The organism is Streptomyces sp. NPDC003943 (genome assembly GCF_053605265.1).
Genome location: NZ_JBSGIW010000095.1, coordinates 1 through 23,051, shown reverse-complemented (window position 1 = coordinate 23,051; position 23,051 = coordinate 1). Strand labels below are relative to the sequence as shown.

Below are 23,051 nucleotides of genomic sequence, written 5' to 3'. Positions count from 1 at the left end.
CCGCTACTTCGCCGCGCCCTCGGCGGACGCGCCCGAGGCGCCGGCCGTCGCCGGGTCGGGGGCCTCGGTGAAGTCGATCTTGTGCATGTGGCGGTTCATGGACTTCATCAGGCCCCAGACCGCGAGGGCCAGGACGGCGAAGACGACGAAGCCGAGGACGCCGGGGGTCACCTTGTTCTCGTCCAGTTCCTTGGCGGCGAACGGGACGAGCTGGGTCAGTGCCAGGTGTGCGCTCATGTCAGTCATTGTCGCGGATGCCCGCGAAGAGGTCGCTCTCGGGGAGGGAGGTGTCGACGAGGGACTTGCTGAGCTCGTACTCCTCCGTCGGCCAGACCTCCTTCTGGATCTCCATCGGGACCCGGAACCAGCCGCCGTCGGGGTCGATCTGGGTGCGGTGGGCGATCAGGGCCTTGTCGCGGGTCTCGAAGAACTCCGCGCACGGCACGAAGGTGGTGAGGGTGCGCGGCTTGCGGGAGAACTCGTCCCAGCGCTTGAGCCAGTCGCCGTACGGGGACTCCAGGCCGCGGGCGAGGAGGGCCTCGTGCAGGGCCTCGGTGCGGGGCCGGTTGAAGCCCTGGTTGTAGTAGAGCTTCTGCGGCTGGTACGCCGGGCCGAACTCGTCCTCGGGGTACTTCTCGGTGTCGGTCGCGCCCTCGAAGGCCACCATCGTGATCTTGTGGGTCATGATGTGGTCCGGGTGCGGGTACCCGCCGTTCTCGTCGTAGGTCGTGATGACCTGGGGACGGAAGGCGCGGATCTTGCGGACGAGCCGGCCGGCCGCCGCGTCCACGTCCTCCAGGGCGAAGCAGCCCTCGGGCAGCGGCGGCAGCGGGTCGCCCTCGGGCAGGCCCGAGTCGACGAAGCCGAGCCACTCCTGGCCGACGCCGAGGATCTCGCGGGCCTCGTCCATCTCCTTGCGGCGCACCTCGTGGATGTTCGCCTCGATGTAGGGGTCGCCCTGGAGCTTCGGGTTGAGGATCGAGCCGCGCTCGCCGCCCGTGCAGGTCACCACCAGGACCTCCACCCCCTCGGACACGTACTTGGCCATGGTCGCCGCGCCCTTGCTCGACTCGTCGTCGGGGTGCGCGTGAACGGCCATCAGTCGCAGCTGCTCAGTCAAGACTCGATCCTCAGTGATTCGTCGCCCAGCAAGGTCTCTATAGTGACGGAATCGGGGGTGCGAAAAATTCCGGCCCCCTGGCGTGCGGCGCCGGGTCGGCCCACGGCGAGAGGAACGATCATGAGCGCGGTGCGAGAGTCGCTGCCCGAGGGGCGCTACGGGCGCTCCGCGGACGAGCGCGCCGACCGCAAGCTCAAGATCGCCGGCGCCGTGCTCGGCACCCTCTTCCTGGCCATGATCGGCTGGTTCGGCTGGTACTACGTCGCCGACAACAAGATCAGCGCCGAGCTGATCAAGTTCGAGGTGGTCAGCGACACCGAGGTCCAGGTCCACCTGGAGATCCGCAAGGACGCCGACGCCAAGGGCGTCTGCACCCTGCGCTCGCGCTCCGCCGACGGCGCCGAGGTCGGCCGCAAGGACATCCGGGTCGACGAGCCCGACGCCCGCCTCGACAAGGTCTACTCGATCCGTACGACGGCGAAGGCCACCAACGCCGAGCTGCTGGGGTGTACGGCCCAGTAGCGGTGGGTAGGGAAGGCGGGAAGAGCCTCCGTCGGGTCACCTCGGTGACCTGGGGTGACGCAAAGTCCGTGGTTTATGTCCTCCCGCTTTTCGCCACTCATTGTTAGGCTCGTGGTTTCGCCCGTTCGAAAGGCGCACGCTGGAAGCGGAAGCTGAAGTGTGCGCATTCGCGCAGGGCGAGCTTTGTATTCCCAGTACCTACGAGGAGCACCTGTGACCCAGACCAGCGACAACGTCACCTGGCTCACCCAGGAGGCGTACAACAAGCTCAAGGACGAGCTTGAGTACCTGTCTGGTCCCGCGCGTACCGAGATCGCCGCCAAGATCGCCGCGGCGCGCGAGGAGGGCGACCTCCGCGAGAACGGCGGGTACCACGCGGCCAAGGAGGAGCAGGGCAAGCAGGAGCTCCGGGTCCGCCAGCTCACCCAGCTCCTGGAGAACGCCAAGGTCGGCGAGGCCCCTGAGGACACGGGCGTGGTCGGCCCCGGCATGGTCGTGACGATCGCCTTCGACGGCGACGAGGACGACACCATGACCTTCCTGCTCGCCTCGCGCGAGTACGCGAGCGACACCATCGAGACGTACTCGCCGCAGTCGCCGCTCGGCGTCGGTGTCATCGGCAAGTCGGTCGGTGACGAGGCCGAGTACGAGCTGCCGAACGGCAAGATGGCGATGGTGAAGATCCTCGGCGCGAAGCCGTACACCGGCTGAGCCGAGCCGTGTGACACCTGCGCGTGTGAAGGGCCGGACCCCGTGAAACCGAACGGGTCCGGCCCTTCGTCATGCCCATGCAATGATCGGGCTCATCAGGCCACACAAGGGGGATGGGGCACGTGCTGGGACCGCTGCGCGAGGGCGCGCCACGACGGATCGGACCCTACGAGATCCTGGCCCGGCTCGGCGCCGGCGGCATGGGCGAGGTGTACCTGGGCCGGGACACCGGGCCGGACGCGGGCGGGCGGGCGATCGACGCGCCGCACGTCGGCGGTCCGGGCGCGCCGCACGCAGGCGGCCCTGGAGCCGACGACCGGGCGGCCGACGGGCCCGGTGGTCACGGTCTGCCGTCCGGCGAGTACGTCGCCGTCAAGACCGTACGCCGTGACGTCGCCGGCGAGCCCGCCTTCCGCGACCGCTTCCGCCGCGAGATCAAGGTCGCGGGGCTCGTGCGCAGCGCCTACGCCGCCGCGCCCCTCGGCGGGGACGCCGACGCCGAGGTGCCCTGGCTCGCCACCGCCTACGTCCCCGGACCGAGCCTCTCCCAGGCCGTCCGCCGGGGCGGCCCGCTGCCCGTCGCCACCGTGCGCGCCCTGGGCGCGCGCATCGCCCGCGCCCTCGCCGACATCCACGCGTCCGGCGTGCTGCACCGCGACCTCAAGCCCGGCAACGTCATGCTCGCCGTCGACGGCCCGCGCCTGATCGACTTCGGCATCGCGCGCGCCAGCGGCGCCACCACGATGACCGCGACCGGGATGATGGTCGGCACGCCCGCCTTCATGTCGCCCGAGCACGTGGCGGGCGCGCGGCACGTCTCCGGCGCCTCGGACGTCTTCTGCCTGGGCTCCGTCCTCTGTTACGCGGCGACCGGCGAGGACCCGTTCGGCGACGGCCCGCTGGCGGCCGTCCTCTACCGCGTCTCGCAGGCCGAGGCGGATCTGGACCGGGTGCCGGAGGAGCTGCGGCCCGTGATCGCCGCGTGCCTGTCGCCCGACCCGGCGGCCCGGCCCACGCCCGAGGCGCTGGTCGAGCTCCTGGGCGGCGACGGCGGGCGGCTCCCGGCCTGGCCGGAGGCCGTACGGGAGCACATCGGCGAGTACGGGCGCGAGCTGGCCCAGCTGGTCGCGGCGGGCGGCCCGCTGGTCGAGGTGCCGGCGCTCCAGCCGCAGGCACCCGTCGTGACCTCGGGCCCGCCCGGGCTGCACTTCGCGCCGACGATCGCGCCGACCGGGGCACCGACGGCCGCCTCCGGGGCGCCGGAGAAGCGGCGGCGCCGGGGGCTGATCGCCGCCGTCGTGGCCCTCGCGGTGCTCGGCGGCGGGCTCGGCGCATACATGCTGTGGCCGGAGAAGAAGCCGGGCAAGCCCGTGGCGGGCGCGCCCGCGCCCTCCGTGCCCGGAATCCCGGGCGTGGACGACCGGGGCCTCGCCGACGCCTCCGGGATCGTGCCGCAGAGCGCCGCGCAGCGCCCGGCCGCCTGGAAGCCGTGGCGGACGAAGCTCAAGACACCCGCGCTCGGCTGCTCGGCGAACGAGAAGGCGGTGGTGTGCCGGCGGACGGACGGCTGGTACGAGGCGCTCGACCCGGCGAACGGGAAGCGGCTGTGGGAGGCCGGGCTCGGCGGCGGCAAGCCGGGCGGCGAGAGCATGCTCCAGGGCCACGGCCGCCCGTGGATCATCGACAAGGCCACCCGGCCCACCGTCCACGACTCGGTGGTGGTGCTGGCCGGGGAAGGGAAGCTCCAGGTGCGCGACCTGCGCAGCGGAGCGGTCCGCTGGGAGAAGAGCGGCGAGCCCTTCGGCACCCAGGGCGAGCCGTCGCGGCCGATCGTCGCCGACGGCACGGTCTTCACGGCGACGAACACCACCGACGACCCCACCATCAAGCGGATCGGCATGACCGCGTACGCCCTCGCCGACGGCCGCAAGCTGTGGTCGAAGGCGCTGACGAACGACGACATCCCGTACTCCGACAGCCGCGCCTTCGAGCCGATCGCCTACGCGAAGGGCACGGTGTACGCGCTCAGCGACGGCGGGATCGTCGCGTACGACGCGAAGACCGGCGCCCTGCGCGGGCAGGTCGACCGGGAGGCGCGCGACTGCGAGACGATCAAGGTGATCGGCGCGTCCGCGTACTGCCTGACCGTCCCGCACGCGACCGACGTGCAGCAGCGGCTCCGGCTCCTGGACGCGGCGACCCTCGCCACGAAGGGAAGCCTGGCCGTCCCGGCCGGCGCGCTCACCCCCGAGGTGATCACCCCGAAGGCGGTCGTCGGCTTCGACGACGGGCAGAACGAGTGGGCGAGCGGCGGATCGGCCGGCGCGGCCACGCTGAAGGTCAGTGACCCGAAGGACGGCCACGAACTCGCCTCCTACGCGGCGAAGCCCACGGCGGCCGGCCTCTCGCAGGGCTGGTCGACGCCGCTGCTCGCCGGCGACCAGGTGGTGTACGCCGACTTCGCGGCCCTCTACACCGTGCGGCTCGGCCCCGACGGCAAGCCGGGCGGCCTGAAGGTGACGCCGATCCCGGGCGCACCGGGCCCGCGGGTCAAGGAGAACGCGCTGGACAAGGACGCCTGGGGGGAGTTCATCTCCAAGATGGTCCGGCAGCCGGAGGTGCTGCCGGTCGGCGGGATCGCGTACCTCGTGTACGACAAGGGTGCCGTCGTGTCCGTGGAACTGCCGAAGTGACGTACGCGTGACGTACTGAGAGGACGTTTTCCGTGCTGGAAGCACTGCCCGCCGGGCCGCCGCGGCTCGTCGGCCCCTACCGGCTGCTCGCCCGGCTCGGCGCCGGCGGCATGGGCGAGGTCCATCTGGCCTGCCGCGCGGACGCGCCGACGGCCGATCCGTACCGCATGGTCGCGGTGAAGACCGTACGGGAGGAGCTGGAGCTCGACGAGGACTTCCGGATCCGCTTCCGGCGCGAGATCACGGCGGCGCGGGCGGTCGACAGCCCGTACGCGGCCCGGCTCGTCGACGCGGACGCCGACGCGCCCGCGCCGTGGCTGGCGACCGAGTACGTGCCCGGCCCCTCGCTCGCCGAGGCCGTCGTACGCGGCGGGGCGCTGCCGGTCGCGGCGGTACGGGCCCTCGGCGCCACGCTGGCCCGGGCGCTGGACGCCGTACACGAGGCGCAGGTGCTGCACCGCGACCTGAAGCCGGCGAACGTGCTGCTCGGCGCGACCGGCCCCAAGCTCATCGACTTCGGCATCGCGCAGGCCTTCGAGGCGACCGCGCTGACCTCGACGGGCCTCGTCGTCGGCTCGCCGGGCTTCATGTCACCCGAGCACCTCATCGGCAGCCGGGCCGTCGTGCCCGCGTCGGACGTCTTCTGCCTGGGCGCGGCGCTGGCGTTCGCGGCGAGCGGGCAGGGCCCGTTCCAGGACGACGAGATGGCGGCGGTGATCTACCGGATCAGCCGGGCCGACGCAGAACTGTCGGGCGTGCCGGAGGAGTTGCGGCCGGTCGTGGCGCGATGCCTGCGGCTGGATCCGGCGGAGCGGCCGTCGGCGGCGGAGCTGGTGGGGCTGCTCGGCGGGGACGAGGTCCAGGACGTCTTCCCGTGGCCGGGCGGGGTGTTGTCGCTGCTCGCGGAGTACGGGGACGCGGCGCGGCGGATCGGCGAGGCGGCCGCGTCGGGGCCGGGCGTGGCGGACATGCCGACGCTCGCGCCCGTCGTGCAGGTGCCGTACTCCCCCACGGCCCTTGGCGAACGGCCTCTCGCCACCACCGAGGTTCCGTCGGTGCGGCGTCGCCCGTGGGGACGGCTCGCGGCGGTGGCGGTCGCGGTGGCCGTGGTGGCGACGGTCGGCGCGGTGCTGGTCAACCGGCAGGGCGGGGACGGCGGTTCGACGGCGAAGGGCCCTTCCGCCTCGGCGTCCCCGTCCGGCTCCGCCTCCGGTCAGGGCGCGGCCCGGACACTGAGCGAGGTCGTCCTGCCGTACGGCGGCGAGGGGCACAGCGGTGACTACGGCAAGGCGGCCACGGACTCCGCCGCCCGTCCGGCGGGCTGGTCGCCGTGGACGGCGAAGCTCGACACGGGCGCGGACATCGACGGCTGCGCGCTCCACCCCAAGGTCCTGGTGTGCGCGGGGAGCGGCGGCGCGGCGGTCGGTCTGCGGGCCTCGGACGGCACGAAGCTGTGGAAGGTGCCGCCCCGGCTGACGGCCGAGGACGAGGGTGTGCCGTCGTCGCCCGGCTATCCGGCGGTCGTCGGCGACACCGCGTACATCACGGGCCGGGACGGGCTGACCGCGTACGGCGTCGAGGACGGCAAGGAACGCGGCAAGGTCCCGGCACCCGGGCCACTGTGGGCCGAGAAGGGCTCCGATCTCCTCGACGGCGTCCTCTACTCCAGCTATCTCGACCGCGCCGACCCGGGCAAGGGCCTGGTCGCCGCCGTGAAGCTGGACGGGAAGGGCGGCGGCAAGGAGCTGTGGCGGCACGACCTCGGCGCCATCCCGGAGCAGCTGGTCGCCGCCGGCGGCCGGGTGTACGTGACGGTCGACGGCGTCGTGCCGGTGGCGCTGGACGCGGCGACGGGCCGGGAGACTGCGCGGGGCGCGGACGGCGTGCAGTGCGCCACCGCGGTGGTGCACAAGGAGTCCGTGCTGTGCGGCGCCTCCGGTGGCACGGGCATCGCCGTGCTCGACGCCCGGACCCTGCGGCTGAAGCGCACGTTGGGCTCGGGCCTGACGTTCACCGGCGCGCCCGCGGTGAACGCGGACGGGACGGTGGCCGGGGTCAGCACGGACGACGTGGTCACCTACGACCTGGCGAGCGGGCGCGAGCTGAGACGCGCCACGGTCACGCTCGACGCCTCGCCGACTCTGGCCTACTTCGCCGACGACCGCGTCTTGGTCGCCGGCAAGCAGGCAGTGCAGTCCTTCCCCGTGTCCGGGCAGGCGGAGGACAGCGGCTCCGGGAAACGCAAGGCCCAGCTGCCCGACGGCGTCGACGCCAAGCAGCTCGTCCCCCACGGCGCCCTCGTCACCGGCGGCGCCGTCTTCCTGCCCTTCAACAACCTGGTGATCTCCGGCTACCTGCCGTGACCGTGACCGTCAGCCCTCCGCCCGGCGGTACTTGCGCACCGACAGGGTCCGGAAGATCACGACGATCGCGATCGAGTAGATCAGCGATGCCCAGACGGGGTGCTGCATCGGCCATGCCTGGGACTGGGACAGTCCCGGGTCGCCGAAGAGCTTGCGGCATGCCTGCACGGTCGCGCTGAACGGGTTCCAGTCGGCGATGTGCTGCAGCCATGGCGTCATCTGGTTGGAGTCCACGAACGCGTTCGAGATGAACGTGACGGGGAAGAGCCAGATCAGACCGCCGGAGGTGGCCGCCTCCGGGGTGCGCACGGTCAGGCCGATCAGGGCGCCGATCCAGGTGAACGCGTAACCGAGGAGGAGCAGCAGGCCGAAGCCGGCCATGATCCTCGCGGCGTTGGTCGGCTCCGCGGATCCCGGGCGCCAGCCCACGATGAGCGCGACGATCGCGAGGACGAACAGCGTCAGGGCCGTCTGGACGAGGTCGGCGAGGGTGCGGCCGGTGAGCACGGCGCCGCGGGCCATCGGGAGCGAGCGGAAGCGGTCGATCAGGCCCTTGTGCATGTCGTCGGCGATGCCCGCGCCCGCGCCGGCCGTGGCGAAGGTGACGGTCTGGGCGAAGATGCCGGCCATCAGGAAGTCCTTGTAGACCTGCGCGTCGGTGGTGTCGCCGATCTTCATCGAGCCGCCGAAGACGTACGTGAAGAGGATCACGAACATCACGGGCTGGATGAGTCCGAAGATGACCATCTCAGGGATGCGGCTCATCCGGATCAGATTGCGTTTGGTCATGACGAGCGAGTCGCTGATCGACTGGGCGATGGCGCCCCGCGTCTTCGGCGTCGTCAAGGTGTCGGTCATCGCGGTCACTTGACGGCCTCCTTGTTGCTCGCCGCGCTGTTCGCCTTCTCGTCGGCCTTCTCGTTCTGCTTCTCGTTCTCCTTCTTGCTCCCCTTCTTCTTCTCCTTCTTGTTCTCCTCCTCGCGCTGCTCGGCCGCGTGGCCCGTCAGCGAGATGAAGACGTCGTCGAGGGTCGGGCGGCGCAGGCCGATGTCGTCGATCTGGATGTCGAGGGCGTCCAGGTCGCGGATGACCTCGGCGAGGATCTTGGCGCCGCCGGCGACGGGGACGGTCAGCTTGCGGGTGTGCTCCTCGACGGCGATGTCGCCGTGGCTGATGCCGGCCAGGCCGTAGCGGGCGAGGACCTCGCGGGCCTGCGGGATCATGTCGCGGTCCTGGACGACGACCTCGACGCGCTCGCCGCCGGTCTGGGCCTTGAGCTGGTCGGCGGTGCCGCGGGCGATCACACGGCCGTGGTCGACGACGCAGATGGCGTCGGCGAGGTGGTCGGCCTCCTCCAGGTACTGGGTGGTGAGGAGGAGGGTGGTGCCGCCGGCGACGAGTTCCTGGATGACCTCCCACAGGGCCTGCCGGTTCCGGGGATCGAGGCCGGTGGTGGGCTCGTCCATGAACATGACGGGCGGGGAGACGACGAGCGCGGCGGCGAGGTCGAGGCGGCGGCGCATGCCGCCGGAGTAGGTCTTGGTGGGGCGGTCGGCGGCGTCGGTGAGGTCGAACCGCTCCAGGAGCTCGCCCGCGCGGGCCTTCGCGGCCCTGCCGTTCATCTGGTAGAGCCGGCCGACCATCCGCAGGTTCTCGCGACCGGTCAGGTACTCGTCGACGGCGGCGAACTGGCCCGACAGGCCGATGGAGCGGCGCACCTCGTTGGGATGCTTGAGCACGTCCATGCCCGCGACCACCGCCCGGCCGCTGTCGGGTTTGAGGAGCGTGGTGAGCACGCGCACGGTCGTGGTCTTCCCCGCGCCGTTCGGCCCGAGGAGGCCGAGGACGGTGCCCTCGGGCACGTCGAGGTCCACGCCGTCCAGAGCTCTTACGTCGCCGAAGGTCTTCACCAGACCTTCGGCGTGAATCGCGCCTGGCATGTGTTTTCTCCCGGCTTTTCCAGCGTTCGGCCAGATTTGAGAGTTTCTGTCCAAGTCTAGGTACGCCGAGCGGGCAGCGCCCGGCGCACGAGTGACCTGGACCACACGCTAACGCGATACATCGCGATACACAACTGGTCTGTGTCGCGACCTCAGCCCAGCACCGTGTACCCCGCGTCCCGCAGCGCCGCCGCGACCTCCTCGCAGTGCTCCGGGCCCTTCGTCTCCAGGTGCAGCTCGACCTCCGCCTCCGTGAGACCGAGCCGCGGATCGGTCCGTACGTGACTGACGTCGAGCACGTTCGCGTCGACCACCGTCAGCACCGCGAGCAGCGTCGCGAGCGTCCCCGGCCGGTCGGTCACCTTCAGGCGCAGGCTGAGATAGCGGCCCGCGGCCGCCATGCCGTGCCGCAGCACCCGCTGCATGAGCAGCGGGTCCACGTTCCCGCCGGACAGCACCGCCACCACCGGGCCGTGCCCGTGGAACGCCTCCGGGTCGGCGAGCAGCGCCGCCACCGGGCTCGCGCCGGCCGGTTCGACGACCAGCTTGGCCCGCTCCAGGCAGAGCAGCAGCGCCGAGGAGAGCGCGTCCTCCGAGACCGTGCGGACCTCGTCCACGTACTCCTGGACGAGCCCGAAGGGCACGTCGCCGGGCCGCCCCACCTTGATGCCGTCCGCCATCGTCACCGGCGCGTCGATCGCCACCGGGTGCCCGGCCGCGAGCGAGGGCGGGTACGCAGCCGCGCCCTCCGCCTGCACGCCGACCACCCGCACGTCGGGCCGCACCGACTTCACCGCGAGCCCGATGCCCGCCACCAGACCGCCGCCGCCGACCCCGACCAGGATCGTGCGCACCTCCGGGCACTGCTCCAGGATCTCCAGGCCGACCGTGCCCTGCCCGGCGATGATGTCGGGGTGGTCGAAGGGGTGGATGAAGACCGCGCCGGTCTCCCGCGCGTACTCCTCGGCCGCCGCCAGGGTCTCGTCCACGACGTGCCCGTGCAGCCGCACCTCCGCCCCGTACTCCCGGGTCGCCGCCACCTTCGGCAGCGGGGCGCCCACCGGCATGAAGACCGTCGCGTGCACGCCGAGCAGGTGCGAGGCGAGCGCCACGCCCTGCGCGTGGTTGCCGGCCGAGGCGGCGACCACGCCGGCCGCCCGCTGCTCGGGCCGGAGCCCCGCGATCCGTACGTACGCGCCGCGCAGCTTGAAGGAGCCGGTGCGCTGCAGGTTCTCGCACTTGAGGTGCACCGGCGTGCCCACCAGCGACGACAGGTGGCGGCTGCCCTCCATCGCGGTCACCCGCGCCACCCCCGCGAGCATCTTCTGCGCCCCGCGGACGTCGTCGAGGATCAGCGGCGGGTGCAGCGCGTGGTGCGCGGGTCGCGGCCGGCCGTGGCTCGGGAAGTGGCTCAGAGGATGAAAGGGGTCTGGCGTACCGAAGCTCATGACCGCAGTCTCGCAGCTCACGCGGGCCCGGGCCGCCCGGCGAGCGGCCGCCGGACCCCGTTCGAATCCGGTTCGCGCAGCGCCGGTACGGACCGGGTCCCGTCCGCGTACTCTGTCCCCCACCGACCGCACCGAACACACCGAACACCCACCTGAACCGACCGTCCCCCGCACAGGAGAGCCACCACAGCCATGCCCACGTCCCAGGACATGACGACTGAGCTCGACCCCGGTCTCCTCGACGCCCTCCAGCACCAGGTTGCCGTCTTCGCCCGGCGCGCCGAGCAGACCAGGCTCGGCGGCACCGGGCAGCTGCGCAACTCCATGGACCGCGCCGCCTATCTGCTGCTCAACCGACTCGACCAGGAAGGCCCGATGGGCGTGAAGGCGCTCGCCGCCGGCATGGGCATCGACTCCTCCACGGTCACCCGCCAGGTCGCCCCGCTCGTCGACACCGGCCTGGTCAAGCGCACCTCGCACCCCGAGGACGGGCGCGCCGTGGTGCTCCAGCTGTCCGCGCGCGGCCAGGCCCGCCTGGAGGAGGTCCGCACCTCGCGCCGGCAGCTGATGGCGGAGGTCACCGACGGCTGGACGCCGGCCGAGCGGGAGTCCTTCTGCACGCTGCTCACGCGCTTCAACTCGGCGCTCTCCGCACGCCAGTCGGGCCTGCCGGCCGCCAAGGACGAGTCCGTACCGAAGTCCGTGCCGAAGTCTTGACCACAGCCGCGCGCTGATCTCATATGAGGACGTGCGCGAGTCGAACAGCCATACCGGCCACCTAGCCGAAAACACCGCTCGCACCCGGGACTTCCACGCGTTCGTCGCCGGGGCGTCGGGCCGGCTGCTGCATGTCGCGACGCTGCTCACCGCCGAGCCGGCCCACCGCAACCCGCTCGCCCAGGCGCTGCTGACCGGCGCCCTCGCGCACACCTACGCGCACTGGGACCGGCTGCGCGGCGAGGACCCGTACCAGCGCACCCGCTCCGAACTCGCCCTGCGCTTCGCCCGCACGGCCTGGCGCTACCAGCGCGGCCGGGGCGGAGTGCTCGCCGCGCTCACCCCGCAGGAGCGGCTGGTCGTGGTGCTCCGGCTGCACGAGGGGGTCGCCGAGGAGCAGACCGCGGCGCTGCTCGGGCTGCCCGAGGAGCGGATCCGGGCCGTCTGCGCCCGCTCCGTGAGCCATCTGCGGGAGGCGTCGTGAACCGTCACGAGCGCAAGGAGGACGAGGTCCGCCGGCTGATGGAGACCGGCCGGCACCCGCACGTCCCCGGCGACCTCGCCGCCCGGGCCGTGGCCCGCGGCACCCGGCTGCTGCGCCGGGACCGGATCGTGCGCCGCATCGGGTGGGCGCTGCTCGCGCTCGCGGTCGTCGCGTTCGTCGTCTGGGCGTCGGTGGTGCGGCCCTGGGAGGTACCGCCGGCCGGGACGACGCCCCCGCTCGAAGGCTTCTGAGAACGGACCTAGCCTGGAACCAGGAGCTTGTACGGGGCTTGACAGGAGGTCGACATGGCCAGGAAAGCAACCGACTGCCGGGACTTCCCCAGCGTCTCCAACTGCACGATGTACATGTCGGGCGAGGAGGACGAACTCCTGAAGGCGGCCCTCCAGCACGTGATCTCCGTGCACGGGCACACCGACAGCCCGCAGCTGCGGGAGGACGTCAAGGCGAGCATGAAGGACCCGGTGCCCGGCTCCTGAACGCGCGCGGGCCGGGCCCCTCCGTGGGGACCCGGCCCGAACCCGTGACCCGGTACGAGGACTAGCCCAGCGCCTCGCGCAGGTCCGCCAGCAGGTCGTCGACGTTCTCGATGCCGACCGACAGGCGCACCAGGTCCGCCGGGACCTCCAGGGCCGAACCGACGACGCTGGCGTGCGTCATGCGGCCCGGGTGCTCGATGAGGGACTCGACGCCGCCGAGGGACTCGCCCAGGGTGAAGAGCTTGGCACGGTTGCAGACCTGGACGGCCGCCTCCTCGCCGCCGGCGACGCGGAAGGAGATCATGCCGCCGAAGGCACGCATCTGCTTGGCCGCGATCTCGTGGCCCGGGTGCTCCGGCAGGCCCGGGTAGAGGACCTGGGTGACCTTCGGGTGCTGGGTCAGCATCTCGGTGATCTTGCCGGCGTTCTCGGTGTGCCGGTCCATGCGCACGGCGAGCGTCTTGATGCCGCGCAGCACGATCCAGGAGTCGAACGGGCCGGCCACCGCGCCCATCGCGTTCTGGTGGTAGGCCAGTTCCTCGCCGAGCTCCGCGTCGGCCGCGATGAGGGCGCCGCCGACGACGTCGGAGTGGCCGCCCATGTACTTGGTGAGCGAGTGCACGACGACGTCCGCGCCCAGCGACAGCGGCTGCTGGAGGTACGGCGAGGCGAAGGTGTTGTCGACGACGAGCTTCACCCCGGCCTGGCGGGCGACGCCCGCGACGGCCTCGATGTCGGTGATGCCGAGCAGCGGGTTGGAGGGGGTCTCCACCCAGATCAGCTTGGTGCGGTCGTTGACGGCACCGCGCACCGACTCGATGTCGGAGGTGTCGGCGACGGAGAAGTCGACGCCCCAGCGCTGGACGACCTTCGCGAAGAGGCGGAAGGTGCCGCCGTACGCGTCGTTGGGGATGACGACGTGGTCGCCGGGCACCAGCAGGGTGCGCAGCAGGCAGTCCTCGGCGGCGAGGCCGGAGGCGAAGGCGAGGCCGCGGCGGCCGCCTTCGAGGGCCGCGAGGTTCTCTTCCAGGGCGGTACGCGTGGGGTTGGCGCTGCGGCTGTACTCGTAGCCGCCGCGGAGCCCGCCCACACCGTCCTGCTTGTAGGTGGACACCTGGTAGATGGGCGGGACGACCGCGCCGGTCAGCGGGTCGGCGGTGTTGCCCGCGTGGATGGCGCGGGTCTCGAAGCTCTGGTGGGTGTGCTGGTCGCTCATGGGTCACGAGCGTAGTCCTGTGACGGCCCCCTCGCCGCCTCCTGTCTCATGGGGTGTCCTGGACAATGGACGCATGGATTTTCTCTGGTTCCTGTTCGCGCTCGGGCTGCTCTGCTTCGCCCTGGGTCCCTTCGTGCTGCGCCGGCGCCGTGGCGGCATCCAGGTGGTGGCGCCGGGGTCGCCCGACGCGGCGGACCCGGAGGCGTACGGCTTCCTGCGCCAGGAGGAGCAGGACGTCCGGCTGCCGGGGCCGGACCGGGACCTCCTCGACGTGCTCGACGTCGTGCAGGCCACGCAGGACTGGCGGGCCGCCTCGCAGCTCCTGCGGGGGACCGAGAAGGAGGGCGAGGTCCGCTGGCAGCGCGTCCAGGCGTTCGCGGGCGCGGCCTCGCTCGAACTGGCCGAGCGGCCGGGCGCCGGCGGCGCGTGGCTGCGGTCCTGGCGGGCGGAGGCGCCCGAGGACCCGGGCGGCGCGCAGGTGTACGCGGAGTTCCTGGTGCAGCAGGCGTGGCGCACGTCGGCGGCCGGCGCGCAGGACTTCCGGATCATCCTGGAGGAGGCGCGGGCCGCGTGCGAGCAGGCGGCGCTGCTGTCTCCGGGCGACCCGGTGCCGTACGTCTCCGAGCTGGCCGTGGCGCGCGGACTCGGCTACTCCCCCGAGGAGTTCGACCGGCTGTGGGCCAAGGTCATCGACCGCGCGCCGGAGCACATGGGGGCGCATCTGGCCGCGCTGCACTACTGGTGCGAGAAGTGGCACGGGTCGCGCGAGGACGCCGACCGTTTCGCGACGTCCGCCGCGGCGCGCGCCCCGCGGGGCTCGCTGCTGGCCGCGCTGCCGCTGTTCTCCGTCTTCGAGAACCGGCCGGAGATCGTGGTCGGCGTCGACTTCTACCGCACGGCCGTGGTGACCAAGGCCGTCGAGGGCGCGATGTACGCGGTGCACTCGGCCCGGCCGGACGACCCGATGCTGGCGCACGTCCGGCACCTGCTCGTGCACTTCCTGGTCGGCGCCGACCGCTGGGCCGAGGCGATGCACCTGCTGGTGCGCGTCGACGGGTACGTGGGCGCGCTGCCGTGGACGCTGAGCGAGGACCCGGCGGCGGCGTACACGGTGGTGCGGAACCTGGTGGTGGCGGGGTACGAGGCGAACGGCGGGAGCCCGGCGACGCTGCCGCGGTAGGCCGGGGCCTGGGGGAACACGGCCGGCGCGGGAGGTGTTGTGCCTGTCGCGCCGAACGCCGCGCTGAACACCGGGCCGCACGCCGAGGAGAGATGCAGCATGTTCCTGTCCCGCACCCCCGTCCTCCCCACGCCCGAGCAGGCCCTGCGCGGGCGCGACGAGCCCGCCTTCGCCGTCCCGGAGCGCCACACGGTGCTCGGCACCCCGCTGCTCGGCCCCTACCCGGCGGGCCTGGAGGTCGCCGACTTCGCCCTGGGCTGCTTCTGGGGCGCCGAGCGCAAGTTCTGGCAGACCGAGGGCGTCTACACGACCCTGGTCGGCTATCAGGGCGGCTTCACGCGGAACCCGCTGTACGAGGAGGTCTGCTCCGGCCTCACCGGGCACACGGAGGTCGTCCGCGTCGTCTTCGACCCGTCCGTCGTCCCGTACGAGCGGCTCCTGAAGCTCTTCTGGGAGTCCCACGACCCCACCCAGGGCTTCCGCCAGGGCAACGACGTCGGCACCCAGTACCGCTCGGCCGTCTACACCCACACCCCCGAGCAGGCCGCCACGGCCGAGGCCTCCCGCGACGCCTACCAGCGCGTCCTGACCGGCTCCGGCTACGGCGAGATCACCACCACGATCCTCCCGGCCGAGGGCCGCACCTTCTACCCGGCGGAGGCCTACCACCAGCAGTACCTGGACAAGAACCCGGCGGGCTACTGCGGCATCGGCGGGACGGGCGTGTCGTGCCCGGTCGGGGTGGCGAGGGCGGATGGCTGACGGCTGTCCTGGCGGTCGGCGCGGCCTGCCACCAGCAGGTAGAGGCTCGCGCCGGCCGCGAGCGACCAGCTCGACACCCAGAGGAGCTGCAGGCCGAGGCCGAGGCCCGCGGCGAAGCCGAGGAAACCGCCCGTCACCATGACGGCGGCGACCCGATGCCCTCGCGCACCGGCAGTCCACTCACGGCGCAGCCAGCTGTCCCGCCGCCATTGGCCCCACACGGCCAGGGCGGCGCCGACGAGCATGAACAAGGCGAACGGCAGGGGCATCGGCGGCAAATCGGTGAGCGCCTCCCCACGGCTCACCTGGCGCACCCCCAGGAACAGGAGGAGCGGACCCGTCAGCGCGGCCACTCCGGCCAGGACGCGCACGAAGAGCACGCCCGGAGGCCGCCGCCAGAACGGCCCGCCGAACGACACGGATCGCTCCGACATGGCGTGCATACGATGTGCCGCCCCCCGGACGTTCGCCGCCACCACCACGCCGTAGCCCGTCATCCAGACTCCGGCCATCAGCGCGTACAACCCGCCGCCCCCGCCGCTGCCCGCCACCTCGGCTCCTCCCCTTCGTCGCGGGTGACCGTACGCCCGGGCACGGTCCCCCTTCGATGCCGGAATCAGGCAGTCTTCGGGCCCCGTTGGCTGCCGTACCGCACTCACGCCCCGCACGTCGCCAGTGAGCACCACCGCCTGCGGCCCGACTCGTCCAGGAAGAGCCAGCCGCAGTCGGGGCTCGGGCAGGCGCGGAGGGTGAGGCGGCGGGGGGTGGTGAGGAGGTCGGCGGCGGTGCGGGCGACGGCGTGGACGGGGAGGTCGAGGCCCGCGGCCGGGGCGGTGCGCCACTGGGCGAGGCCGTCGGGGGCGGGGGTGAGGACGGCGTGGCGGGCGGCGGCCTGGGCGGCGGTGGCGACCGCGTGGAAGGCGCGGGTGTCGGCGGGGTCGGTCAGACAGGCGTAGAGAGCGGAGCGGAAGGCGCGGGCCCGGTCGAGAGCGGCGGCGGCCTCGTCGGGGCGGGCGGCGGCCTCCTTGAGGAGGCGGTCGACCTGGGCGTCGTCGGCGAGGTCGTGGTGGCCGGCCCAGACGGCGAGGGTGTCGTAGCGGCGCAGCCAGTCGGAGCCGGGCACGGCCGGGGCGCGGTGCCAGCCGGCGTACGTGTTGCAGAACTCCAGGGCGGGGTGGCCGCCGATGGTCCACGGCAGCCACTGGTCGCGGACCCGGACCGCGTAGAGCGGGGACGGCGGCCGGTCGAGGCGCGGGTCGGCGGCGAGGATCCGGTCGTGCAGGGTGGTGAGGGCGGGGCCGGGGTCGATGCCGAGCTCCGTCACGAGGTGGTGGCGGGTGGCCCGGTAGAGCTCAAGTGCCTCGGTCTGCCGGCCGGCCCGGTAGAGCGCGGTCATCTGGGCGGCCACCAGCCGCTCCCGGCCCGGGAGTTCGACGGCGAGTGGGGTGAGGTCGGCGAGCACCCGGTCGTGCAGGCCCATGGCCAGCTGGGTCTCGGCGCGCTGTTCCAGGGTGGTCAGGCGCAGTTCGGCGAGCCGTCCGCCGAGCCGGTCCCGCAGCGTCTCGTCGGCCAGGCCGTCGAGGAGGGGACCGCGCCAGAGGGCGAGTGCCCGGTCGTGGCAGCGGAGTTGTTCGCCGGGGTCGCCGGCGACGGCAGCCTGGCCGACGAGGTCGAGGAACTCGCGTACGTCCACGGTGTGGCCGGAACCGTCGATCGCGTAGCCGTCGTGGCGGGTCTCGACGGTCACCCCGTACGGCCTGAGCGCGGCCCGCACCCGGCCGACGTAGGTGTGCAGGGTGGCCCGGGCGGCGGCGGGCGGGGCACCGTTCCACAGCAGGTCGGCGAGGCGGGCGGTGGGGACGGGCCGGCCCGCGTCGAGCAGCAGGATCGCGAGCAGGCACCGCTCCTGGCGACGGCGGCCGAGCGGCACGCGCACGCCCTCGTGGCGGGCCTCGAAGGGGCCGAGGAGGGTGAAGTCCATGGTGCGGGCCACCTTAGGGCGACTGGTCAGGTTGTGGTCAGGGGGCGGGCGGAGAGTGTGGACGAAGGCACCAACCACCCTTCCCAGCAAGGAGTTTCCGTGCGACGGATTCTTGTCTCGCTCGTCTCCCTCGGCGCTGTCGGCGCCGCCCTCCTCACCACCGCCGCCCCCGCCGGCGCCACCGCCACCGCCACGGCCGACGGCTGGGAGCCCGCGCCCTCCTCCGCCTGGTCCTACCCGGCCGGCGCGCGCTGCGACTTCGCCGTCCAGGGCACGCCCGTGGTCGACGAGGTGGTGCGCCGCACGGTCGGCGTCCAGGCGGACGGCACCAAGGTCGTCGAGTACAAGGGCGACCTCGTCGTCCGCGTCCTCAACTCCGCGACCGGCGCGACGTACGACGCCGACGCGGGCGGCCGCGCCCTGGTCGAGATCCACCCCGACCACTCCCAGACGTGGTACGTGGTCGGCCCGATCCTGGCCGGGTTCGCCGAGGGCGGCGGCAACGTCCCGCGCGGCCTCTACACGGTCGACGGCGCCTACACCCTGGAGGTCTCCCCCACCGGCTACAAGACGCTGACGTTCCTGCACGGCTCGACCGACTCGCTCTGCGAGAAGGTCAGCTGACGGCCGCTTTGGCCTCCCGCAGCGCCGCGGCCGTGGCGGCGGCCTCGTACCCCTCGGGGACGCCCTCGACGATCAGCACGTCGCCGGCCATGTGGCGGGTGCGGAGCGGGATCAGCTCCTGGTAGGGCGCGGAGTCGTACCAGGCGCGGGCGTCCTCGTACGTCGGGAAGCCGATGATGACGACGGAGCCGGGCCAGCTGCCCTCGCGGACCTCGCGGGCGGGGGCGCCGTGGACGAGGAAGCGGCCGCCGAAGGGGTCGAGGGTGGCCTGGATGCGCTCGATGTAGACGAAGACCTCCTCGTCGAGGACGGGCTTCGGGTGCAGGTTTCCGATGGCGTATGCGGTCATGGGAACAGCGTGCCGGGGCATGCCGTACGGGGTCGATTACCCCGGACGTCATGCCCCGGCCGCGTACCCGGTGAGCGGGTGCTCAGATCGTCGACGCGTCGATCACGAAGCGGTAGCGCACGTCGGACGCGATGACCCGCTCGTACGCCTCGTTGACCTGGTCCGCGGTGATCAGCTCGATCTCCGCGCCCAGGCCGTGCGCGGCGCAGAAGTCGAGCATCTCCTGGGTCTCCGCGATGCTGCCGATCATCGAGCCGGCCAGCGTCTTGCGGCCGACGATGAGGGAGAAGAGGGCGACCTTGACGGGCTCCTCCGGGGCGCCGACGTTGACCATGGTGCCGTCGGGCTTGACGAGGCTCAGGTAGGCGTCGAAGTCGAGCGGCGCGGAGACGGTGGAGATCACCAGGTCGAAGCTGCCGCGCAGGGCGGTGAAGGTCTCCGGGTCGCTGGTGGCGTAGTAGTGGTCGGCGCCCAGCTTGAGGGCGTCCTCCTGCTTCTTCAGGGACTGGCTGAGCACGGTCACCTCGGCGCCGAGCGCGTGGGCGATCTTGACGCCCATGTGGCCGAGGCCGCCGAGGCCGACGATGGCGACCTTCTTGCCGGGGCCGGCCTGCCAGTGGGTGAGCGGCGAGTAGAGGGTGACGCCGGCGCAGAGCAGCGGGGCGGCGGCGTCGAGCGGGATGCCCTCGGGGATGCGGAGGGTGTAGTTCTCGTCGACGACGATGTGGGTGGAGTAGCCGCCGTAGGTCGGCTCGCCGTTCTTGTCGAGGTCGTTGTACGTGGAGGTGCCGTTGCCGGTGCAGTACTGCTCCAGGCCCTGCCGGCACTGCTCGCACTCGCGGCAGGAGTCGACGAAGCAGCCGACGCCGACCCGGTCGCCGACCTGGTGCTTGGTGACACCGGCGCCGACCTCGGTGACGATGCCGGCGATCTCGTGGCCGGGGACCATCGGGAAGATGCCCTCGCCCCAGCCGTTGCGGGCCTGGTGGATGTCGGAGTGGCAGATGCCGGCGTACTTGATCTCGATCAGGACGTCGTGCTCGCCCACCGGGCGGCGCGGCACGGTGGTGCGGGCGAGGGGGGCGTTTGCGGCGGGGGCGGCGAGGGCGGAGACGTTCGTGGTCATGGCGGCAAGCCTGCCGGATCGTTTCGTCGCCGCCCAGACCACTGTTCTGCCTACGACCGCTGTTCCTACCACTGGCAGGGTCAGGAACGTACGTCCAGTGGCAGGCCCGAGCGGGAATACTTGGGGCGTATGGACCTCAGTTCCGAACTCAGCGAATTCCTCCGCTCACGGCGTGCCCGGCTCAAGCCGCAGGACGTGGGGCTGCCCGAGTTCGGGCGCCACCGCCGGGTGCCTGGGCTGCGCCGGGAGGAGCTGGCGCAGCTGGCCGGGGTGTCGGTGGCGTACTACACCCGTCTCGAACAGGGCAACGGGCGGAACGTGTCCTTGGAGGTCCTCGACGCGATCGCGCGGGCCCTGCGGCTCAGCGACACCGAGCGGGCCCACCTCACGCATCTCGCGCGGCCGACCGTGAAGAAGCGGCAGCGCGCGATCAGCCGCCCGCAGCAGGTCCGGCCCGGTCTGACGCAGCTCCTGGACGCCATGGAGGGTGTCCCGGCCCTCGTCGTCGGGCGGCGGATGGACGTGCTGGCCTGGAACCGGATGGCGAGGGCCCTGTTCGGCGACTTCCCCGCCTGGGAGCCGCGCGACCGGAACATGGCCCGGATGGTCTTCCTCGACGCGAACGCGCGCGATCTGTACGTCGACTGGGAGTGCAAGGCCGTCGAGGTGGTGAGCGTGCTGCGGCTGTGCGCGGGGCTCTACCCGGACGACCCGGAGCTGATGGCCCTGGTAGGCGAGCTGTCGGTGCGCAGCGAGGAGTTCCGCTCGCTGTGGGCGGCGCACACGGTGACCGACAAGGGGCACGGCAGGAAGCGGCTGCGGCATCCGCTGGTGGGCGAGATGACGCTGGCGTACGAGTCGCTGAAGGTGTCCGGCGACGACCCGGACCTGGTGCTCGTCACGTACCACGCGGAGCCGGGCTCGCCGGCGGCGGACGCGCTGCGGCTGCTCGCGCAGTGGGGCGTGGACGAGCCCGTGGACGTACCGGGCGACGCCCAGCAGGACGTACCGAAGTAGCGGGCGTACGAAGCGGCCCCCGCACCGGATCGGTGCGGGGGCCGCTTCACGCGTGCCGTACGGCTGCCCGTACGGGTCAGAGGGCCGAACCGGCCTTCCACTCCGACCAGCTCAGGTTCCAGCCGTTCAGGCCGTTGTCGGGCGCGATCGTCTTGTCCGCCGAGTTCTTGACGATGACGACGTCACCGACGATCGAGTGGTCGAAGAGCCACGCCGCCTGCTGGTCCGGGTCGCCGGCGCCCTTGACGTCGGCGAGGCCGACGCAGCCGTGGCTGGTGTTCACGCTGCCGAAGATCGAGCGCGCGCCCCAGTAGTTGCCGTGGATGAAGGTGCCGGACGTGGACAGGCGCATGGCGTGCGGCACGTCCTTGATGTCGTACTCGCCCTTGCCGTCGGAGTCGGTGAAGCCGACGGTGGCGCCGTTCATCCGGGTCTCCTTGAACTTCTCGGAGATCACCATCTGACCGTTGTAGGTGGTGTTCTGCGGGGAGCCGGCGGAGATCGGGATGGTCTTGATCGTCTTGCCGTCCTGCGTGACGGTCATCGTCTTGGTCTTGACGTCGACGGTCGAGACCTGGTTGCGGCCGATCTTGAAGGTGACCGTCTTCTGCTGGACGCCGTAGACGCCCTTCGCGCCCTCGACGCCGTCGAGGTTCAGCTTCATGGTGACGGTGGAGCCCTCGGTCCAGTAGGTCTCCGGGCGGAAGTCGAGCCGCTGCGAGTTGAACCAGTGGCCGACGACCTCCTGGCCGGAGGTCGAGGTGACCTTGATGCCGCCCTGGACGGCCTTCTTGTCGGTGATCGCCTTGTTGAAGTTGATCGAGACCGGCATGCCGACGCCGACGGTCGAGCCGTCCTCCGGCGTGAAGTTGCCGATGAAGCTGTTGGCCTGCGAGACGGTGGTGAAGGAGCCGTTCTCGTGCGCCTCCAGGCCGGCGGCGTCCTTCGCGGTCGCGGCGATCTTGTAGACCGTCGCGCGCTTGAGCTGGACGCTCGGCTGCCAGCTGAGGCCGTCGGCAGATATCTCGCCCTTGACGGCGTCGCCCTCGGCGGAGGTCATGGTGACCTCGGTGAGCTTGCCCTCGGTGACGGTGACCTTGGCGTCGTTGTTGATCGAGGCGTTCTGCGAGCCGTTCTTCGGCGAGATGGTGATCTGCGCCTTCGACGTCTTCTGCGCTGCTGCCTCGTCGACCTGAGCCTGTGACTGCGCGCTCTGCGAGGCGTCGGCGCTGCCGCCCTTGTCGCCGTCGTTGCACGCCGAGAGCACCAGAACGCCGCCGAGCACCGCGGCTGCGGCCGCCAGGCCCCTACGGCGCTTGCCGTCCGTCATCACACGCTTCTCCATCGTCGCCGATTACCTGCCACTTCCCACTGAAACACCCATGAGCACCCGTCCGGTTGCCTCCCCGGGCGGTTTGTGGGGAACACCACTGATCAACACGCGCCTGCGGGCCATTCGGTTCCCGGCCCTCCCCGGCACGTGCCGGGGCCCCGGGACGCGGCCGTCCCGGGGCCCTTCCCCGAAGGCCGGGGCGGGTCAGGTGCGGTTGGGTTCGTCGTCCTCCCAACCACCATCTTCGTCGTCGAGCTCCCACTCCATCGCATCGGGGTCGTACTCGATCTCCTCGCTGGTCCAGGACGCCTGGACGACCTCGACGCCGGGCACGGTGGCGACCACGTCGAAGGGCTCCACGAGATAGGCGAGGGCCTCGGCACTGTCCTCGGCGACGGCGTCCCGCGCGTGCGTGCGCTCCTCCTCCGGCAGGGCCGGGTCGGCGCCGATCCGGACGGCGGCGGCCTCGGCCAGCTCGGCGGGGCCGTCGATCTCCAGGACGAGATCGATGCGAAGCCGTACATAGCGTGATGTCTCGGAAGTGCTCATGGCCGGAGCGTAGAGCGCCGGACGGCCTCGGCTTTCCCGCGACCCGGTGTGTTCATTAGCATCGGCGCACCCACCGATTCGGGGCGCCGGTCACGGCGTCCTTTCGGGGTGTCAATTCACGGTTTCCGCAAGGGGGATCGAAAGAACGTGTCCGTCGCCCGACGCCCGCTGCTCACCGCCACCGCCGCGGGGACCCTGCTCTGCGCGCTCTGGTTCGTGCCGAACGCGAACGCCACCGGCGAGAGCGGCAGATCGGATGCCGTCCAGTCGTCGGTGTCGGACGACCAGGACGAGGGCCGGCTCGCGGAGACCGGCGGCCCGGTCAACCGCGCCTGGGCGGCCGGTTCCGGTTCGCGGCCCTGCCGCAGGACCTCCTGGTACGCGAGGTAGGCGAGCGAGTTCAGCACCATCAGGTAGCG

Annotated in this window: 25 protein-coding genes; 13 read left to right on the top strand and 12 right to left on the bottom strand. The window is 72.1% G+C overall.

Annotated features, from left to right (window positions below; translation table 11 throughout):
• Positions 1-3 precede the first annotated feature (3 nt).
• The gene (locus tag ACWEV0_RS30030) at positions 4-237 is read right to left on the bottom strand and encodes a hypothetical protein (RefSeq protein ID WP_453152801.1); all 234 of its coding nucleotides are present in this window, start codon (positions 235-237) and stop codon (positions 4-6) included.
• 1 nt (position 238) lies between these two features.
• Complete coding sequence (mca, locus tag ACWEV0_RS30025) at positions 239-1,120, bottom strand: mycothiol conjugate amidase Mca (RefSeq protein WP_453152800.1); 882 nt, start codon at positions 1,118-1,120, stop codon at positions 239-241.
• Between the two features lie 120 nt (positions 1,121-1,240).
• Here mca and ACWEV0_RS30020 point away from each other — a divergent pair, with 120 nt between their 5' ends.
• From ACWEV0_RS30020 to ACWEV0_RS30005, 4 genes are all read left to right on the top strand, one after another.
• The gene (locus ACWEV0_RS30020) at positions 1,241-1,642 is read left to right on the top strand and encodes a DUF4307 domain-containing protein (RefSeq protein ID WP_453152799.1); all 402 of its coding nucleotides are present in this window, start codon (positions 1,241-1,243) and stop codon (positions 1,640-1,642) included.
• Between the two features lie 213 nt (positions 1,643-1,855).
• Positions 1,856-2,353 (top strand): transcription elongation factor GreA, encoded by a 498-nt coding sequence (greA, locus tag ACWEV0_RS30015; protein ID WP_403795979.1) that lies wholly within the window; start codon positions 1,856-1,858, stop codon positions 2,351-2,353.
• Positions 2,354-2,466: 113 nt separating this feature from the next.
• On the top strand, positions 2,467-5,046 hold the full coding sequence (locus ACWEV0_RS30010) for a protein kinase domain-containing protein (RefSeq protein ID WP_453152798.1): 2,580 nt from the start codon (positions 2,467-2,469) through the stop codon (positions 5,044-5,046).
• A gap of 32 nt (positions 5,047-5,078) precedes the next feature.
• Positions 5,079-7,409, top strand: coding sequence for a protein kinase domain-containing protein (locus ACWEV0_RS30005; RefSeq protein WP_453152797.1), 2,331 nt, complete (start codon positions 5,079-5,081; stop codon positions 7,407-7,409).
• A gap of 9 nt (positions 7,410-7,418) precedes the next feature.
• Here the strand turns inward: ACWEV0_RS30005 and ACWEV0_RS30000 are convergent, their stop codons facing one another.
• From ACWEV0_RS30000 to ilvA, 3 genes are all read right to left on the bottom strand, one after another.
• Complete coding sequence (locus tag ACWEV0_RS30000; RefSeq protein ID WP_453152807.1) at positions 7,419-8,267, bottom strand: ABC transporter permease; 849 nt, start codon at positions 8,265-8,267, stop codon at positions 7,419-7,421.
• 5 nt (positions 8,268-8,272) lie between these two features.
• On the bottom strand, positions 8,273-9,349 hold the full coding sequence (locus ACWEV0_RS29995; RefSeq protein WP_453152796.1) for an ATP-binding cassette domain-containing protein: 1,077 nt from the start codon (positions 9,347-9,349) through the stop codon (positions 8,273-8,275).
• Between the two features lie 152 nt (positions 9,350-9,501).
• Positions 9,502-10,797: a threonine ammonia-lyase gene (gene ilvA, locus ACWEV0_RS29990; RefSeq protein ID WP_453152794.1), complete on the bottom strand. Its 1,296-nt coding sequence runs from the start codon at positions 10,795-10,797 to the stop codon at positions 9,502-9,504.
• A gap of 192 nt (positions 10,798-10,989) precedes the next feature.
• Here ilvA and ACWEV0_RS29985 point away from each other — a divergent pair, with 192 nt between their 5' ends.
• Genes ACWEV0_RS29985 through ACWEV0_RS29970 form a run of 4 tightly spaced genes read left to right on the top strand, consistent with a single transcriptional unit; the run spans position 10,990 to position 12,495 of the window.
• Entirely contained in the window at positions 10,990-11,514 is a 525-nt protein-coding gene (locus ACWEV0_RS29985; RefSeq protein WP_453152793.1) for a MarR family winged helix-turn-helix transcriptional regulator, read from the top strand.
• Between the two features lie 31 nt (positions 11,515-11,545).
• On the top strand, positions 11,546-11,998 hold the full coding sequence (locus ACWEV0_RS29980; RefSeq protein WP_453152792.1) for a sigma factor-like helix-turn-helix DNA-binding protein: 453 nt from the start codon (positions 11,546-11,548) through the stop codon (positions 11,996-11,998).
• Complete coding sequence (locus tag ACWEV0_RS29975) at positions 11,995-12,249, top strand: hypothetical protein (RefSeq protein ID WP_451605875.1); 255 nt, start codon at positions 11,995-11,997, stop codon at positions 12,247-12,249. The genes ACWEV0_RS29980 and ACWEV0_RS29975 overlap by 4 nt, the downstream gene beginning before the upstream one ends.
• A gap of 54 nt (positions 12,250-12,303) precedes the next feature.
• Positions 12,304-12,495, top strand: coding sequence for a DUF1059 domain-containing protein (locus ACWEV0_RS29970; RefSeq protein ID WP_451605874.1), 192 nt, complete (start codon positions 12,304-12,306; stop codon positions 12,493-12,495).
• Positions 12,496-12,556: 61 nt separating this feature from the next.
• On the opposite strand, the gene ACWEV0_RS29965 is transcribed toward ACWEV0_RS29970, so the two are convergent.
• Positions 12,557-13,711, bottom strand: coding sequence for a cystathionine gamma-synthase (locus tag ACWEV0_RS29965; protein WP_453152791.1), 1,155 nt, complete (start codon positions 13,709-13,711; stop codon positions 12,557-12,559).
• Between the two features lie 73 nt (positions 13,712-13,784).
• Between ACWEV0_RS29965 and ACWEV0_RS29960 the strand changes: the two genes are divergently transcribed.
• Positions 13,785-14,891, top strand: coding sequence for a hypothetical protein (locus ACWEV0_RS29960; RefSeq protein ID WP_453152790.1), 1,107 nt, complete (start codon positions 13,785-13,787; stop codon positions 14,889-14,891).
• A 99-nt stretch (positions 14,892-14,990) separates the two neighbouring features.
• The gene (gene msrA, locus ACWEV0_RS29955) at positions 14,991-15,653 is read left to right on the top strand and encodes a peptide-methionine (S)-S-oxide reductase MsrA (RefSeq protein WP_453152806.1); all 663 of its coding nucleotides are present in this window, start codon (positions 14,991-14,993) and stop codon (positions 15,651-15,653) included.
• On the opposite strand, the gene ACWEV0_RS29950 is transcribed toward msrA, so the two are convergent.
• Both ACWEV0_RS29950 and ACWEV0_RS29945 read right to left on the bottom strand, forming a co-directional pair.
• Positions 15,590-16,204 (bottom strand): hypothetical protein, encoded by a 615-nt coding sequence (locus ACWEV0_RS29950; RefSeq protein WP_453152789.1) that lies wholly within the window; start codon positions 16,202-16,204, stop codon positions 15,590-15,592. The two genes, msrA and ACWEV0_RS29950, sit on opposite strands and share 64 nt — an antisense overlap.
• A gap of 104 nt (positions 16,205-16,308) precedes the next feature.
• The gene (locus ACWEV0_RS29945) at positions 16,309-17,634 is read right to left on the bottom strand and encodes a BTAD domain-containing putative transcriptional regulator (RefSeq protein WP_453152788.1); all 1,326 of its coding nucleotides are present in this window, start codon (positions 17,632-17,634) and stop codon (positions 16,309-16,311) included.
• 99 nt (positions 17,635-17,733) lie between these two features.
• Here ACWEV0_RS29945 and ACWEV0_RS29940 point away from each other — a divergent pair, with 99 nt between their 5' ends.
• Entirely contained in the window at positions 17,734-18,258 is a 525-nt protein-coding gene (locus ACWEV0_RS29940) for a hypothetical protein (protein ID WP_453152787.1), read from the top strand.
• On the opposite strand, the gene ACWEV0_RS29935 is transcribed toward ACWEV0_RS29940, so the two are convergent.
• Positions 18,251-18,607, bottom strand: coding sequence for a DUF1330 domain-containing protein (locus ACWEV0_RS29935; RefSeq protein ID WP_453152786.1), 357 nt, complete (start codon positions 18,605-18,607; stop codon positions 18,251-18,253). The genes ACWEV0_RS29940 and ACWEV0_RS29935 overlap by 8 nt on opposite strands.
• 82 nt (positions 18,608-18,689) lie before the next feature.
• Positions 18,690-19,733, bottom strand: a complete 1,044-nt coding sequence (locus tag ACWEV0_RS29930) for an NAD(P)-dependent alcohol dehydrogenase (RefSeq protein ID WP_453152785.1) — start codon at positions 19,731-19,733, stop codon at positions 18,690-18,692.
• A 129-nt stretch (positions 19,734-19,862) separates the two neighbouring features.
• Here ACWEV0_RS29930 and ACWEV0_RS29925 point away from each other — a divergent pair, with 129 nt between their 5' ends.
• On the top strand, positions 19,863-20,750 hold the full coding sequence (locus tag ACWEV0_RS29925; protein WP_453152784.1) for a helix-turn-helix domain-containing protein: 888 nt from the start codon (positions 19,863-19,865) through the stop codon (positions 20,748-20,750).
• Positions 20,751-20,826: 76 nt separating this feature from the next.
• Here the strand turns inward: ACWEV0_RS29925 and ACWEV0_RS29920 are convergent, their stop codons facing one another.
• Both ACWEV0_RS29920 and ACWEV0_RS29915 read right to left on the bottom strand, forming a co-directional pair.
• Entirely contained in the window at positions 20,827-22,095 is a 1,269-nt protein-coding gene (locus ACWEV0_RS29920; protein WP_453152782.1) for a L,D-transpeptidase, read from the bottom strand.
• 192 nt (positions 22,096-22,287) lie between these two features.
• Positions 22,288-22,632 carry a hypothetical protein gene (locus ACWEV0_RS29915; RefSeq protein WP_453152780.1) on the bottom strand — a complete coding sequence of 115 codons (345 nt, stop codon included), beginning with the start codon at positions 22,630-22,632 and terminating at the stop codon, positions 22,288-22,290.
• Positions 22,633-22,779: 147 nt separating this feature from the next.
• Between ACWEV0_RS29915 and ACWEV0_RS29910 the strand changes: the two genes are divergently transcribed.
• The gene (locus ACWEV0_RS29910; protein ID WP_453152778.1) at positions 22,780-23,022 is read left to right on the top strand and encodes a hypothetical protein; all 243 of its coding nucleotides are present in this window, start codon (positions 22,780-22,782) and stop codon (positions 23,020-23,022) included.
• The last annotated feature ends 29 nt before the right edge of the window (positions 23,023-23,051 follow it).